General features: G+C 52.1%; 10 protein-coding genes. 7 read left to right on the top strand and 3 right to left on the bottom strand.

The window, feature by feature from the left end; genetic code table 11:
• Positions 1–186 precede the first annotated feature (186 nt).
• The 6 genes from ACLB09_RS17570 (at position 187) to ACLB09_RS17545 (ending at position 10,329) form a co-directional block, all read left to right on the top strand.
• Positions 187–2,034, top strand: coding sequence for a sensor histidine kinase (locus ACLB09_RS17570; protein ID WP_410771158.1), 1,848 nt, complete (start codon positions 187–189; stop codon positions 2,032–2,034).
• Positions 2,034–3,593 (top strand): response regulator transcription factor, encoded by a 1,560-nt coding sequence (locus tag ACLB09_RS17565; RefSeq protein WP_410771157.1) that lies wholly within the window; start codon positions 2,034–2,036, stop codon positions 3,591–3,593. The genes ACLB09_RS17570 and ACLB09_RS17565 overlap by 1 nt, the downstream gene beginning before the upstream one ends.
• A gap of 310 nt (positions 3,594–3,903) precedes the next feature.
• Positions 3,904–4,833, top strand: coding sequence for an ABC transporter permease (locus tag ACLB09_RS17560; RefSeq protein WP_410771156.1), 930 nt, complete (start codon positions 3,904–3,906; stop codon positions 4,831–4,833).
• A 17-nt stretch (positions 4,834–4,850) separates the two neighbouring features.
• On the top strand, positions 4,851–5,801 hold the full coding sequence (locus tag ACLB09_RS17555) for a carbohydrate ABC transporter permease (RefSeq protein ID WP_410771155.1): 951 nt from the start codon (positions 4,851–4,853) through the stop codon (positions 5,799–5,801).
• Positions 5,802–5,942: 141 nt separating this feature from the next.
• On the top strand, positions 5,943–7,457 hold the full coding sequence (locus ACLB09_RS17550) for an ABC transporter substrate-binding protein (RefSeq protein ID WP_410771154.1): 1,515 nt from the start codon (positions 5,943–5,945) through the stop codon (positions 7,455–7,457).
• A 70-nt stretch (positions 7,458–7,527) separates the two neighbouring features.
• Entirely contained in the window at positions 7,528–10,329 is a 2,802-nt protein-coding gene (locus ACLB09_RS17545; protein WP_410771402.1) for an endo-beta-N-acetylglucosaminidase, read from the top strand.
• Positions 10,330–10,682: 353 nt separating this feature from the next.
• Here the strand turns inward: ACLB09_RS17545 and ACLB09_RS17540 are convergent, their stop codons facing one another.
• From ACLB09_RS17540 to ACLB09_RS17530, 3 genes are all read right to left on the bottom strand, one after another.
• Positions 10,683–11,543: a sugar phosphate isomerase/epimerase family protein gene (locus ACLB09_RS17540; RefSeq protein ID WP_410771153.1), complete on the bottom strand. Its 861-nt coding sequence runs from the start codon at positions 11,541–11,543 to the stop codon at positions 10,683–10,685.
• A 23-nt stretch (positions 11,544–11,566) separates the two neighbouring features.
• On the bottom strand, positions 11,567–12,445 hold the full coding sequence (locus tag ACLB09_RS17535) for a sugar phosphate isomerase/epimerase family protein (protein ID WP_410771152.1): 879 nt from the start codon (positions 12,443–12,445) through the stop codon (positions 11,567–11,569).
• A gap of 572 nt (positions 12,446–13,017) precedes the next feature.
• On the bottom strand, positions 13,018–14,076 hold the full coding sequence (locus ACLB09_RS17530) for a Gfo/Idh/MocA family protein (RefSeq protein WP_410771151.1): 1,059 nt from the start codon (positions 14,074–14,076) through the stop codon (positions 13,018–13,020).
• Positions 14,077–14,207: 131 nt separating this feature from the next.
• On the opposite strand from ACLB09_RS17530, the gene ACLB09_RS17525 reads away from it, so the two are divergent.
• Entirely contained in the window at positions 14,208–15,068 is an 861-nt protein-coding gene (locus tag ACLB09_RS17525; RefSeq protein ID WP_410771150.1) for a helix-turn-helix domain-containing protein, read from the top strand.
• Positions 15,069–15,105: the final 37 nt, after the last annotated feature.

Here is a 15,105-nt window from a genome sequence, read left to right as displayed (position 1 = left end):
GACTTCGAAAGTGTTGTTTTGCGGTGATCTTAGGGGATCATGGTCTATTATAATCAGAGCGATGGCAGAATTCAAACACAAAAATAATTGGCGCTTGCTTTCGGAAAATACGGATTGCAGCTTAGGGGGCGGCGGTGATACACTGAAACGCGAACCCAAAATCGACAGGACAGGAAGTGTCCCGCTTTGAACAAAATTCGCCGTTTTTATCTAAATCACTTGAAACGGAAAATGTTTAACAAGATCATCCTGCTCTATTCCGCCATCATGATGATTTTGTTTCTGATCGCGGCGGTCATGGTTTATGAGTATCAAGTGCAGCGGATCATCCGTGAGGAAACCGACGCCAATTTAAAAACCGCGCACGTTTTGAGCATATATTTGAACCGGCAGTACGAGAACATTCAGAACACGGTGCAGCAAATTTACGGCGACGCGGCGCTCAGCGACGATTTGGTCTATTTTTTGAATAACCGGTACGAAAGCTATTTAAGCCATCGCCTGAATTTGTTCAGCAGGCCCGGCGAACAACGGATCCGATCGTTCAGCTCGCTCCTGAAATCCTATCTGGAACAAAATCCGGGGGCTACGGGAGTTACGATATACAGCTATCCGAAAGATTTCTACATGCAAATCCGGCCGGTAAGTCAGCAGCTCAAATATGAAACCGGTTCCAAAGCCGAGTGGGAGTCCTGGTTCGTCCGCCGCAGAATCTATGCCTGGGATACGATTCATCAGGATGCCCGGTTTTGGGATTCCGCCGCTTCGGCCCAGGCGGGTGTCTACTCCTATACCCGTGAGCTTCAGGATCCCTGGACGCTGGAAAAGATGGGGATGATGATGGTGGAGTTCGACACGAAACAGCTATCCGCCTGGCTGAATACAAGGACGCCGGAAATCCGCGGGCGGATTCTGGTGATGAGTTCCCAGGGAACGGTCATTTACGATTCACAGGGAGAGGGGGGCTATTTCGGACAGACGTATCCGTACCGGGCGGAATTGGATAACACGGGAAAATGGATTGAGCTTGATGAGATGTCCAAGGTGAATGTGCTGAGCGTCGGGAACGCGGAATTATCGGTCGTCGGGATCGTGTCCAAATCTTCGATTCACGATAGCACGGTGCGCCTGAGGAACAGCCTGGTGATCGGCACCCTCCTGTTTATCGCGGCCAGCTTTATCATTACGAGTACGGTCATGCGGAAATACTCCAAGAAAATCCAGCGGATTATCCGCTCGATGAGCCGGATCGGGGAGGGTGACTTATCCATCCGGATACAGATGCCGGGCGAAGATGAGCTTCAGCAAATCTCGGAACGGGTCAACGATATGTGCGAACGTCTGGAGCTGTACATCGACAAAATGTATACGTCGGAAATCAGGCAGAAGCATGCCGAATTAGTCGCGCTGCAATCGCAGATTCATCCCCATTTCTTGTACAACACGCTGGAATCGATCCGGATGAAGGCCTATTCCTCCGGTGCCAAGGATGTGGGACAAATGATTTACAGCCTTTCCGTCATGTTCCGCAGCATGGTCAAAAAGGATACGGTAGTTACGGTCCAGGAAGAGATCGAACTGTGCTCCATTTATCTGGACTTGTTCCGGATCCGCTATGAAGGCCGCCTGAATGTGGAGATTAGCACGGACGGCGAGATCGGGAATTGCCGAATCATTAAGCTGCTCATCCAGCCTATCGTGGAAAATTATATCGTTCACGGATTCCGGTCGCTGGACAGCGATAACGAAATATCGCTCCATACCGTACGTGACAAAGACCGGATTGCGATTACGGTAGCGGATAACGGGAAGGGGATACCGGCGGAAAGACTGAAGGAAATCAACCGGATGCTGTCGGCTCCGCCTTCTCCCCAGCCTGCCGGGGGCGGAGGTTCATCGATCGGTCTGATCAATGTCCATGAAAGAATACGCATGAACTATGGAGACGAATACGGAGTCACCGTATGCAGCCAGGAAGGGCAAGGTACAACCGTCCGCATTGAAATACCGCTTCTGAGGGAGGGATTCATGTGATGAAAAAGGTGTTATTCGTGGATGACGAGCCGTTGATCGCCCAAGGGTTGAGCTCGATACTCGACTGGAGCAAATACGGCATCGAAATTGCCGGGACGGCGAATGACGGATTGAGCGCTCTGGAGATGATTCGGGAGGAATCCGTGGATTTATTGGTTACCGATATCATGATGCCGCGAATGAACGGGCTCGAACTAATCCGAAAGATTAAGGAAGCCGGGTTAAAGGTCAAATTCGTGGTGCTGAGCGGGTATGAGGAATTCGAATATGTCAAAGCGGGGATTACGCTAGGGATTGAAAATTATATCCTGAAACCGATTAACCTTGAGGAACTGGAATTCACGATCCGCCATATCCGCGGGGATTGGGACCGGGATGAACTGCAGCAGGTTCATTTTGAAGAGGATTGGGAAGTGCTGCGAAGCAACATCCTGCAACGCTGGGTCAGCGGGGAGATCGAAAGCCAGGAATTCAAGCACCGCGCCGAATTGTTGGGCCTGCCGCTAAACTGCGGTTTATACCAGTTGTTCGTCGTTAGGCCGATTACGGGGGAATATCCTGATGCGCCGGAAATCCTCAGAAACGAAATGGGGGAGAAATGCCGGGAACTGGCCAAGGCGGTCGAGAAGTCGAAGACGGCAGAGGCGGAAGTTATCAGCTTCATGGATCCGGACGGCGATTTGGTCATCCTGTATGCTTTCGGGGGGCAAAAAGACGCTTCCGCAGCGCAGCATCAGCTGCTTTTGGCCGCCGAGGCCGTGCAAAACGGCTCGGAGGCAAGTTTCTGGATTTCGGAAGGCGGAGCGGGATGTGATTCCAAAGGCGTTCAGAACAGTTACGGCCTTGCAAAGGCGGTATTCCGCAGGTACCTGATTTCCGGGGAGGAACGCATCCGGTTTACCGCATTAACGAAGCCGGAGGAGGCCGGATTACCGTCTTTGGAGTGGGATAACGAGCATTACGTCGAGCTGTTGATCGAAGGCAGGATCGAGGTTGTCGAGCCGTTCATCGAACGGGTTCTGCGGAGCGCCACCAGGGAGCACTTAACGCCGCGGGAGTCCTGCGTCAACACGGCCCTCCGGCTTATGCTCGCCGTCAAAGAAAGGGAGGACAATCCCGATTACAGCGAAGTGTTTGCGCCGATCGGGAGAATCAGCACGCTGCCTGCCCTGATCCGGCATGTCACCTCCGTTGTCCGGAGAAGTCTGGAGAAGCAAGAGACCGGCCGTGAAGACTTCAGTCCGCATGTAGCTTTTTTGGTCGAGCAGGTACACCGGCATTACGCGGAAGAGCTGTCTTTAAAGACGCTAAGCCAAAAAGCGGGTTTGCACCCGAATTATTTGGGTCAACTGTTCCAGCAGGAGGTCGGAAACAGCTTTTCGGATTACGTCAACCAATACCGGATTGAAAAGGCGACCCAGCTTTTGATAAACACGGACCGTAAAACTACGGAGATCGCGCTTGGCGTCGGCTACCTTGACACCTCTTATTTCTATCGGCAGTTCAAAAAGTACGCCGGAGTTTCGCCGACGGAATTGCGCCATATGTACAACAAATAGGTCGTAATTTTTCCGGGATAGCCGCATGACAGGTCAACCTTTTTGGGTTGGCCTGTTGTTTTTTTAAAGACTGTTCTTTAATTTATCCATGGATTTCTAGGGTTTTTCAACTTGTTGAAGATAGCGCTTACTTGGCAAAATAGAGTTAGTTAAGGGCAAACGTAACAGAAGGGCGGTTTATTCGCCGGTGCTTTGTTTTTGGTCTTAGGGGATCCATGACGGAGCAGTTACATGCGTAATCAGAAAACATTTCAACATCCCTTGGAAACGCTTAACTCCATAGGGTACAGCAGGCAAAGGAGGAAGGATCGTGGCAGCATTTTGGAGAAAAGTCGTCCGCAACCGGGCGCTGCTGATCATGGTTATACCAGGAACCGTCTGGTTTCTTATTTTTGCCTACTTGCCGATGTTCGGTTCAATCCTTGCATTTAAAGATTTCCGAATCAGCCGTGACGGATTTTTCGCCAGCGTGTTCAACAGCAAGTGGGTAGGGCTCAAAAATTTCGAGTACTTGTTTACGACCAGCGATGCATACGTGATCACAAGAAACACGATCTTGTACAACCTGGTTCTCATTTTTCTCGGGCTGGTCATTTCCGTCGGCTTTGCGATTCTCTTAAGCGAACTGGTCAACAAACGGATGGCGAAGGTGTATCAAACCGGGATGTTTCTCCCGCACTTCCTGTCCTGGGTCATTATCAGTTATTTCGCGTTCACCTTCCTGAGCATGGACAAAGGGACGCTGAACCAGATCATTACCTTCTTCGGCGGGGAGCGGATCAGCTGGTATTCGGAACCCAAATACTGGCCGTTCATCATCGTATTCGTCGGGATCTGGAAGAGCGTCGGCTATAACAGCGTTATTTATCTCGCCGCCATCACCGGGATCGACAAGTCTTACTACGAAGCGGCCGTCATCGACGGGGCGACCAAATGGAAGCAGATCCGCTACATTACCATACCGCTGCTTAAACCGCTCATGATCATTTTGACGATTCTGGCCATCGGCGGCATTTTTCGCTCCGATTTCGGGTTGTTTTACCAGTTGCCGAAGGATGCGGGTGCCTTGTACCCTGTAACCAATGTCATCGATACCTTCGTTTATCGCGGCTTGATCAATATGGGGGACATCGGCATGAGTACCGCAGCGGGCCTTTACCAATCACTGGTCGGTTTGGTGCTCATTCTGGCAGCCAATGCGATCGTCAGAAAAATTGAGAAAGATCATGCGATCTTTTAGAGCCGGGGGGATAGCCAATGACATCAAGACCTGTTCAAATCGAAATGCCGCTCAAGCCGGGAAAAAAGAAGCAGCGGGATTTCAATGAAATCACCCCGGCATGGAACGTATTTTTCAATATCGTGATCGGGCTGTTTTCTTTCTCTTGCGTCTTTCCGTTCCTGTTCGTCATTATCATCTCTTTGACCGATGAGCAGACGCTGGCGCTGGAAGGCTTCAGCCTTTGGCCCAGCAAATTCAGCACCGCCGCCTACAGCTACATCTTCGAGACCGGGCACGAATTACTTGTTTCGTTCGGCGTCACACTGCTGGTGACCATAATGGGTACGCTGTTCACCTTGATTCTGGTGACGACCTACGCGTATGCCGTATCCAGAAGAAGTTTTGAATTCCGCGGCTTTTTCAGTTTTCTTGCGTTTTTTACGATGCTGTTTTCCGGCGGGATGGTTCCCGGATATATTGTGATGACCCAGTTCCTGCATTTGCAGAATACGGTTTGGTCCCTAATTCTTCCGTTGTCCTTGAGCGCTTTTTCGATCATCGTCATGCGGACGTTTTTCCAAACCACGGTTCCCGATGAGATCATCGAATCCGCCAAAATCGATGGGGCAGGGGAGTTCCTGACTTTTGTTAGAATCGTGCTCCCCGTATCCTTGCCGGGTATTGCCACCATCGGGCTGTTCAGTTGCCTGGCTTATTGGAACGACTGGTTCAATGCGCTGCTTTATTACAATAAACCGGATTTAACGCCGCCGTTGCAGTTCATGCTGATGAAGATCGAGAAAAACATGGACTTTTTGATCAAAAACGCCCAAAACCTCGGTTCCTTCAACGCCGCAGCGAGTCTGCCGACGGAAACCGTAAGAATGGCGATGGTCGTGCTTGCCACTCTTCCGATCGTGATGGCGTATCCGTTCTTCCAGCGTTATTTTGTGCAAGGTCTGACCGTCGGCTCGGTAAAAGGTTAAACCTGAACCGGCAGGCAGGTCCATAACTATGGTTGTTTCCGCTCCCACACCCGCCGTAGAATCGTAGCAGCTGCCCGGCCGGAGTGAGTGCGGTTTCAATAAATGCTCTTATCATCCAACTTGTACGTAGGGGGAAACAAAATGAACAAGAAGAAGTCCCTTTTTATGGTCTTGTCTTTGATTTTGGCGCTGTCCGCGGTTCTCGCGGGATGCGGCGGAGAGAAGAAAAGCAATGGGCCGGCAAAAGAGGGAGAGGCTGTGCAGAGCGACGGCTCGATCGACGTCTCCAAACTGGACCCGGTGACATTGAAGCTGTACCTGATCGGTCCAAGCCAGAACGACCTGCCGAAAGTGCAGGAAGAAATCAATAAATACGTATCCGAAAAAATCAACGCCAAGGTCGACATTACGATGATCGACTGGGGCGATTACAGCCAGCGCATGCAGGTCATTACCAGCTCGGGCGAAGACTACGACATCGCGTTCACCAGCTCCTGGGCGTTCGACTATCTTCCGAATGCCGCCAAGGGCGCGTTTATGCCGCTGAACGACCTGCTTGACCAATACGGCAAGGGGATTAAAGAAGTGTTGGATCCCCGCTTCCTCGAAGGTACGAAAGTTAACGGGGTTAACTACGGAATTCCGGCCAACAAAGAACTGGCCCAACAATTTGTTTGGCGTTTCAACAAGAAGTATCTGGACAAATACAATCTCGATATTTCCAACCTAACGACGCTGGAAGACCTGGAACCGCTCCTGAAAACGATTAAAGAGAACGAACCGGCCGACATCACTCCTTTGGCCGTTCCGAAAAACTTCAAGCCGTATCTGCCGTTCGATTTCGTATTGGGCGATGAGATTCCGATCGGTATGTACATTGATACCAAAGACAATAAATACGTGAATATTCTGGAATCGCCTGAGCTCAAAGCCGCACTGCAAACGATGCGGAAATATTACAAAGCGGGTTATGTCCGCGAAGATATCGCCACGCTGGAAGGCATCGACAACATGAAGACCGGCAAATGGCTGGTCGACCGTGAAATTACGCAGCCTTACGCCGAACTCGGCTGGTCGAGAAGCGCGGGCTACGACATCGTAACGAAACCGATGCATGATCCGATCATTTATACGAGCTCTGCCGCCGGGTCCATGCTCGCGATTTCTTCCTACTCCAAAAATCCGGAGCGGGCGATGATGTTCCTGAATCTGCTGAATACGGACGCTTATTTGCGTAACCTGATTCAATACGGAATTGAAGACGTCCACTACAAGAAAGTGGAGGACCCTTACATCGAGGATCTTCCGGCAATGAATGAAAATTATGCAATGCCGGGCTTTGCGCTGGGCAACATGTTCCTGACTTACCTGCATGAAGGCGAGCCGAAAGACAAATGGGATGCCTTCGAAAAATTCAACTCGTCGGCGATCGTTGCGCCTACTTTCGGTTTCAACTTCGATACCGCACCGGTGAAGACGGAAGTCGCAGCGGTCACGAACGTAGCCAAAGAGTTTATTCCGGCGCTGTACACCGGATCGGTGGATCCGGACGAATATTTGCCGAAGGCGCTTCAGAAGTTCAAGGACGCCGGAATCGATAGAGTCATTGCGGAAGCTCAAAAGCAGTTTGATGCCTGGAAAGCCGAGCAAAAATAGAAATTCGGAGAAACGGGCGGCGGGTACGGCCGTTTCTCTTTTTTCATACCCCAAAACAGGAGGTTGAATGATGAAAAGAGTGAAGCTGGACTATTTTACGAAAACGAAGTGGAAAAAGGTCATGATGTCAGCAGCCGGAGCGGCGCTTCTCGCCGGAGTTATTCTCGGAACGCCCGGAAAAGCGGAGGCGGCACAGCCGCATTCGTCCTACTGGTATCCGGATACTTTGCTGGAATGGTCTCCGGCAACCGACAAGGATGCGGCGTTTAACCGGGGGTCGGTGAAGCTTCGGAAAGACCGGTTCCTTGGGGGCGTCGTGAATCCAAGCGCCAAGCCGGAGGCGAAGGTCATCGCGCTGTCCTCCATGTTTCCGAGCACGAGCGGGGCTCCTTCCCAAGGGTCCGAGAAGTTTCACACTTACACGTTCAGTTTCTGGCAGTACATCGACAAGCTCGTCATGTGGGGCGGTTCGGCCGGGGAAGGGCTAATTGTACCGCCAAGCGCGGATGTGATCGATGCGGCGCACAAAAACGGGGTACCCGTTTTTGGAACCGTTTTCTTGCCGCAGACCGAGCACGGCGGCAAGCTGGAATGGATGCATGATCTGCTGCAACAGCGCAAAGACGGTACGTTCCCCGTTGCGGATAAATTGGTGGAGGCGGCCCGGTATTACGGGTTCGACGGCTGGTTCATCAATCAGGAGACGCAGGGAGCTTCCAAAGGGGATGCCGCCGACATGCAGCGCTTCCTGGAATATTTGCAGCAAATCAAAGGCTCCGAGTTGGAGATCATCTGGTACGATTCCATGATTAACGAGGGCAACATAAAGTGGCAGGGGGCCCTGACCGACAAAAACGCGATGTTTTTCCAGAATGGGACCAATAGGGTATCCGACGCGATGTTTCTGGATTTTCGCTGGCAATACAAAGATGAAGAAAACGGGAAATACGATTACGTGACTCCGTATCTGAACTCCCCGGCGAAAGCGAATGAACTCGGGCGAAGTCCTTACGATTTGTTCGCGGGCATTGACGTGGAGGCAAAGGGTTACGAGGGTAGTTACAACTGGCCGATCTTGTTCCCGAATGGGAAAAAAGCGACCACATCGCTTGGCATCTATCGCCCGGATTGGGCGTTTAACAGTTCGGAGACGAATGAACAGTATATGAAGAAAGAGCAGATTTTTTGGGTTGGGCTTGGCGGTAATCCGGCGGAAACTAAGGCTGCTGCGAGCGGTGCGGAGGACGGGGATCCTTATGCCTGGCGTGGAATTGCCCATGATATTGCCGACAAGAGCGTGATTTCCGGTCCGGAGTTCATTACGCATTTTAATACGGGGAACGGGCATCTGTTTGCGGTCAACGGGAAAGTCATGCGGGAGAAGGACTGGAGCAATCGAAGTCTCCAGGACATTTTGCCGACCTGGCGCTGGATCGCCGAATCGGACGGCACAGGGAAAGCGCTTACCCCGAGCTTCGATTTTACCAAATCGTATTACGGCGGCAGTTCGTTGAAAGTGGCGGGAGACCTGACCGCGGATAATCCGACTCAGGTGAAGCTGTATAAAACGAACATTCCGGTCGCGGCGACGAGTGAATTGTCGTTGATTTATCAGGACAATGCGGCCACAGCGGGCATGGTTCAAATCGGGGTGTCTTTCTCGGATGACCCGGAGGAGGTTGTCTTTTTCCAACCGAAAAAATGGACTTCCGCAGGAGATGCAGATGCAGGTTCGTGGAAAGAGGGCAGCGTCCAGCTCAACAAGCATAAGGGCCGCACGATCAGCGGCATTTCGCTGAAGTTCGCTTCCTCCAAGGCCGTAGCCGGTTATGAGGCGTTTATCGGAGAGTTGGCCGTAACGCAGAAGCAGGACAAAGCCAACCAACCGAAGGCCGTGACCGACCTGAAAGTAACGGAAAACGACTTCCGGGACGGCATCTACGGCGATGCGCGCCTGACTTGGGAAGCACCGAAGGACAGCGGCGACGTGATGTATTATCAAGTCTACCGCGTCAAGCCGGACGGCGCTTATGAGTTGGCGGGGATGACCGGGAACACGGTCTATTATGTGCCTGAAATGAAGCGGTTGAACAAGGAAGAGGCTACGAAAATGGTCGTCATTCCCGTGAATCGGCAGTATGAACAGGGGAAACCGGCCTCCGTTACCTTTAACTGGCCGACTTATCCGAAGCCGATCGCCGCTTTTGAGGCGGACCGTACGCTAATCGCTCCGGGCGAAAGCGTGCAGTTTACCGACAAGTCCTCGGAAGTCACGGAAAGCTGGGCGTGGAGCTTCCCCGGCGGGGAGCCGTCGGGTAGCACGGAGCGGAATCCGAAGGTGACCTATAAGGAAGAAGGCACGTTTGAAGTGACTTTGAAGGCGATCAATGAGGTCGGGGAGGACGTAGTGAAGCGGCAAATGATCACAGTCACCAAGGAAGCCGCCGGAGGGGTATCCGATCTGGCCTTTGGCAAGAAAGCGACCGCATCCAGTTATGTGAATGAGAAGGAAGCTCCGCCGTTTGCCCTGGACGGCGACGACAAGACCAAATGGTGCGCGGTGGGCGATGCTCCCCATACGTTGACGGTAGATCTCGGTGCCGAACATAAAGTCAGCGAGTTCGTCGTCAAACACGCCGAAGCGGGCGGGGAAGCCGCGGCATTCAATACGCGCAGCTTCCGGATCCAACTCAGCTTGGACGGGGAAAACTGGACCGATGCGGTGCAGGTGACCGACAACGCGAAGGGCGTCAGCAAGCATGCCATTGCTTTGACTTCGGCCCGCTATGCCCGGCTTGTCGTGGAAAAGCCGACCCAGGGCGGGGATACGGCCGCGCGGATTTATGGATTCGAAGTGATGGGACTGAAATAATCGCCGGCTCATGAAAGTCCGCTCTTCCGGAATGGGAAGAAGCCGTCCCGAAAGAAAGATAACGCCCAAACAGGGCGTTATTTCCGGAAGTAGCGGGTTCATGAACAGAATAGCGCCCTTTAAGGGCGCTATTCTGTTCAAAAGAGGCGCTGTGAAGCCAAATGGCCAATTTTCGGCCTAAATAAGGGCCTAATATACCGCTATTTCCCCGAATAACGCTATTACGCACGAATAGCGCCCTGAAAGTCCCTTATTTCATTTCACCCGCAAGCGAGCGTTAATCTTAATCCGACCGAGAAAAAATCCTGCCAAGACTTATAAGTCTTCCTGGCAGGATTTTTAGCGTAAATGCTCTAAACCTCGTCCCAGATCCGCTTGACGTTGTCGAAGGCGATCTTCGTGCCTGTCAGGCAGTCCTCCATACCCTCATACTCGATGGAAAGGAAGCCGTCATAGCCGGAGCTTTTGATGGCCCGGATAATTTCCGGCAAATCGATATCGCCATGGCCGGCGATCGCTCCGCGCAGGTAGTTTCCGCCGGAGCTTCGGAACCAGCCTTCTCCGGGATTGCGGTAGGACGGACGGATGTAAAAGTCCTTGATATGCACCATGGAGGCATATTTCAGGTTGCTTTTGACCGCAGTGACCGGATTTTCGTCCACGCATACGAAGTTGCCCACATCCAGCGTCGTTTTGTAATTCGGACGGTCCACCGCATGAAGCAGCGCCTGCACGCGATCGCTTGCTTGCACATAGTACCCGTGGTTCTCCACGCTGGTCGTAATTCCGTACTGCGCCGCGTGCTCGGCGATCCGGCGGCAGGCCGCGGCGATTTTGTCCAGATCCTCGTTAAACCGCAGGATGGAGGTATCTTCGCGGGATGCGACGTCATGCCGCATCAGTTTCGCACCCAAGCGATGCACGCGGTCCACCTCGCCGATCACCCTGGCAATCTCCGCCTCGTAGTCTTCATCCGTATCCGTGATAAAGTTGGCCCCGATCGCGTAGTTCGATATTTCGATGCCGGCAGCCTTGGCTTTGTTCACAATTTGTTCTTCCAGTCCGGGATCGCTGTCGAAGTCGAATCCGAGCCCCGGCACGATTTCAATATGACTGGCCCCTATGCCCGCGGCCCAGTCGATGACTTCCGCGATATTCATCCGGCCTTGATCCATGGCCTGGTACAGGCTGTAAGAACTAATCCCTAACTTCATGTTTTGTCATCTCCCTATTTTAGTTAGCCTCGATAAGATTGGATGAAGGAGACCGCTTTGGCAATATCCTCCGCGGGATTGGCGCCCACTTCCCGTTCGATCGTCAAATATCCGGCGTAGCCGATTTCCTGGAGCGCGGCGAAGTAAGCTTGAAAGTCGACCTGTCCCGCGCCGAGCGGAACTTCCTCGAAGGCTGCGCCCGAAGCAGCCATCTCCGCGATTTTCTGATGGTCCATCGCGCTATAGCCCAGAAATCCGTAAACGTCTTTCGGGTCGACCAGGCGAAGCCGCTTGCCGTCTTTAACATGCGTATGGACGATGTAATCGCGCAGCGTTTTGACGCCTTGCACAGGATCGTCACCCGTCACCATGACCATGTTGGCGGGATCGAAATTGACGGAAACGCCGTTGGTGCTGAGCGTATCCAAAAAGCTCTTCAAATGCGCCGCCGGCTCGGGACCGGTCTCAATCGCAAAATAAGCGTTCATACTCTTGGCATATACGCCAAGCTCTTCGCAGGCCCGCTGCATCGATTCATAGATGCGGCTGCCTGCATCCTCCGGCACGATGCCGATATGCGTGGTCACGATATTCGTGCCGAGTTCCACGGCCAAGTCGAGAATCCGCTTGGATTTCTCGATTTTTGCCGGGTTTGCCTCCGCATCCTGAAAGCCGTGTCCGGCCAAATCGCCGCACAGCGCGGAAATTTCCAGGCCGAGTCCTTCAATGAAGCTGCGCAGTTCCTTGCGCTTGCTCCCGGTAAGGACCTCCGGGTCCATTTCGCCGGAAACCGCATAGATTTGCACGCCGTCGGCCCCGACTTCCTTGGCTTTTTTCAACCCCTCAATCACACCAATCCCGAAGCTGTCCACGATCACGCCGATTTTGTTGTTCAAGTTCATATTAAATTCGCCTCCTTATATAAATTTGACTTCGTGACCTAAAGTTCGACTTTTTGTTTCCAATAAAACTAAGAGCAAAAAGTCGGGTTTTCAGCACCGAGAAGGTTGAATAAAGCTAGGGACCGAGTAGCGGAGCTACACGTTTTCGTAGAAAACGACTTCGGAAGCATACGCTGGAAAAACCTACGTGAGCAACTTAAATGTTTCCGAAGGAAACATGCTTCGAAAGCATACGCTAGGCCCGGCTGCATTCAAGATTCGACGCCGATATACTCCTTGAATAACTTCGTGATCAAAAGCCGACTTTTTGGTTTTCAATAAAATAAAGAGCAAACAGTCGGGTTTTCAGCACCGAGAAGGTTGAATAAAGCTAGGGACCGAGTAGTGGAGCTACACGTTTTCGTAGAAAACGACTTCGGAAGCATACGCTGGAAAAACCTACGTGAGCAACTTAAATGTTTCCGAAGGAAACATGCTTCGAAAGCATACGCTAGGCCCGGCTGCATTCAAGATTCGACGCCGATATACTCCTTGAATAACTTCGTGATCAAAAGCCGACTTTTTGGTTTCCTCTAAAAGTGGATTTCGCGGCCTTCGGCGGCGGATTGATAGATCGCATTCAAAACCTTGATCATCTCCACGCCGTCTTCCACCGGACAGATATTTTCGGTCAAACCGAGGCAGTTGTCGACAAAGTGATTGATTTCCGTATCGAAGCTTCCCTGAAAATCAAAGCCGGGAGTGCTGATTTGCGGCTCGATATTAAGGATGGTGTTGTGGCGTTCCGTCACGATGGACAGCACGGGCTCGATTTCGGCCCCGCCTTTGTCTCCGTAAATATTAACCTGTGCCGAGTTGTCCTTGGCATGGAGCGAGAAGCTGACATCGACCAGCAGCGAGGCGCCGTTTTCAAAGCGGATGAGCGCGTTGGCCATATCTTCTACGGTATTAAAGGAGCCATCGTAATCGGCCGCTTTATAGAAATCGTAATTTTCGATATTGGAGCGATTTCCGAGTTTGGTGTATGTGTTGCCGCTCACCGATTTGACTTTTGGCTTGCCCATCAAATACCAGCAAAGGTCGATGACATGCACGCCGATGTCGATCAGCGGCCCGCCGCCGGAGCGTTCCTTGTCCGCAAACCAGCCGCCCGGATTGCCGAGACGTCGAATCAGGCTGGCTTTGGCAAAATAAATCTCTCCCAGTTCCCCGGCATCCATGAATTTTTTCAGTACGGCGATGTTGGCGGCATGACGGCGGACATAGCCGACTTGAAGCAGCTTGCCGGTTTCGCGCACGGCTTGCTCTACCTGAAGAGCCTCGTCTACCGTTTTGCACAGCGGCTTTTCGCATAACACGTTTTTGCCTGCCCGGAGGGCTGCAACGCTGATTTCGGCATGCGAGTCATTCCAGGTGCAAATGCTGACGGCCTCAACCAGGGGGTTAGCAAGCAGTTCCCTATAGTCGGTATAAACGTGGGGGATATTGTATTTGCGGGCGGTCTCCCTGGCCCGTTCTTCGTTAAGATCACATACGGCGACTAACTCCGCCTTGGGGTTTGATAAATACGCTTGTAAATGGGATTCCGAGATCGATCCGTTACCGATAAGGCCAACCTTCAGTTCGCTCATTACGATCGCTTACATCCTTTCGATTTTTGCGTGAATCTGTTACAATGATCCCTGTCAATTCACACAAATATGTTATATTTGTTCAATCACCAATAAATTAGCACACTAATCTCAAAGGGGGAATGTGCGGTATGACAAAGTATATGGACTATATGATCAGTCCGCACCCGATTCGGGTCTTCAATCCGGCCGTCGAGCCGGCGCGGCTGAAAATCAAATCGCTTTCCGTGGTGAGCGCCGGGCATTTGCCCGGAAGAACGATGCAGCGCGTGGATGCCACTTTCGAGCACTGGGCATTCGTGTCGATCGCGGGCGGCGAGGGGTATTACCAGGTCGATCGCGGCGAAAAGCAACGTGTTCCGGCCGGATCGTGGTTCTGTCTCTACCCCGGGGCTACATTCAATTACGGGCCGGATTCGGGGGGATATTGGGACGAGTACTATTTTTCGGTGGAAGGGGAACGGGTTGCGGAGTGGCTGAAGGATTGGCTGCATGATCCGGATCAGGTGAAAAGAGCCTCATTCGACGACACGCTGCTCCATAAAATGGAGATGATGTTCATGCTGATCGACAGCGGCAATCCGAGCAACCTGGACCGTGCGGCCTTGCAGTTGGAAGCGCTGCTGTATGAGCTTGTTTCCCAAGGGGACCGGGCGGAAGCGGGGAACCGGGGCAGGTTTGCGCTACAGATCATCGAGGATCTGGGCAATGTGTTGTATTTGCCGGCGGAACCGGAGGAAATTGCGGCAAAACATCATATTTCCGTATCGACGCTAAGGCGGGTCGTTCATGAATATTCGGGATACCCTTTGAATGAATTCATTCACCGGCTCAAAGTGGCGGAAGCGAAAAGAGTGTTGCTTAACACAGATGTCAGCGTGAAAGAAATCAGCGAAGCTTTGGGATACAAAGACATGTTTTATTTTTCGCGAGTGTTCAAAAGAATTACCGGCGTTTCTCCGAGAAGCTACCGAAACAGGGCCGGAATGTAATTATTAAATAGATATCTTGAATCAAAGCGGACACAGC

Origin of the sequence: Fontibacillus forbon (assembly GCF_046559655.1) — a bacterium.
In the GTDB taxonomy this organism is placed as follows: domain Bacteria; phylum Bacillota; class Bacilli; order Paenibacillales; family Paenibacillaceae; genus Fontibacillus.
Note: the sequence above shows the minus strand (reverse complement) of the source record. Positions and strands in the feature narration are given on the sequence as shown.

Coding starts and splice junctions, on each gene's coding strand:
- ACLB09_RS17565 (WP_410771157.1), top strand. CDS start 2,034: ATGAAAAAGGTGTTATTCGTGGATGACGAGCCGTTGATCGCCCAAGGG.
- ACLB09_RS17555 (WP_410771155.1), top strand. CDS start 4,851: ATGACATCAAGACCTGTTCAAATCGAAATGCCGCTCAAGCCGGGAAAA.
- ACLB09_RS17550 (WP_410771154.1), top strand. CDS start 5,943: ATGAACAAGAAGAAGTCCCTTTTTATGGTCTTGTCTTTGATTTTGGCG.
- ACLB09_RS17545 (WP_410771402.1), top strand. CDS start 7,528: ATGAAAAGAGTGAAGCTGGACTATTTTACGAAAACGAAGTGGAAAAAG.
- ACLB09_RS17540 (WP_410771153.1), bottom strand. CDS start 11,543: ATGAAGTTAGGGATTAGTTCTTACAGCCTGTACCAGGCCATGGATCAA.
- ACLB09_RS17535 (WP_410771152.1), bottom strand. CDS start 12,445: ATGAACTTGAACAACAAAATCGGCGTGATCGTGGACAGCTTCGGGATT.
- ACLB09_RS17530 (WP_410771151.1), bottom strand. CDS start 14,076: ATGAGCGAACTGAAGGTTGGCCTTATCGGTAACGGATCGATCTCGGAA.
- ACLB09_RS17525 (WP_410771150.1), top strand. CDS start 14,208: ATGACAAAGTATATGGACTATATGATCAGTCCGCACCCGATTCGGGTC.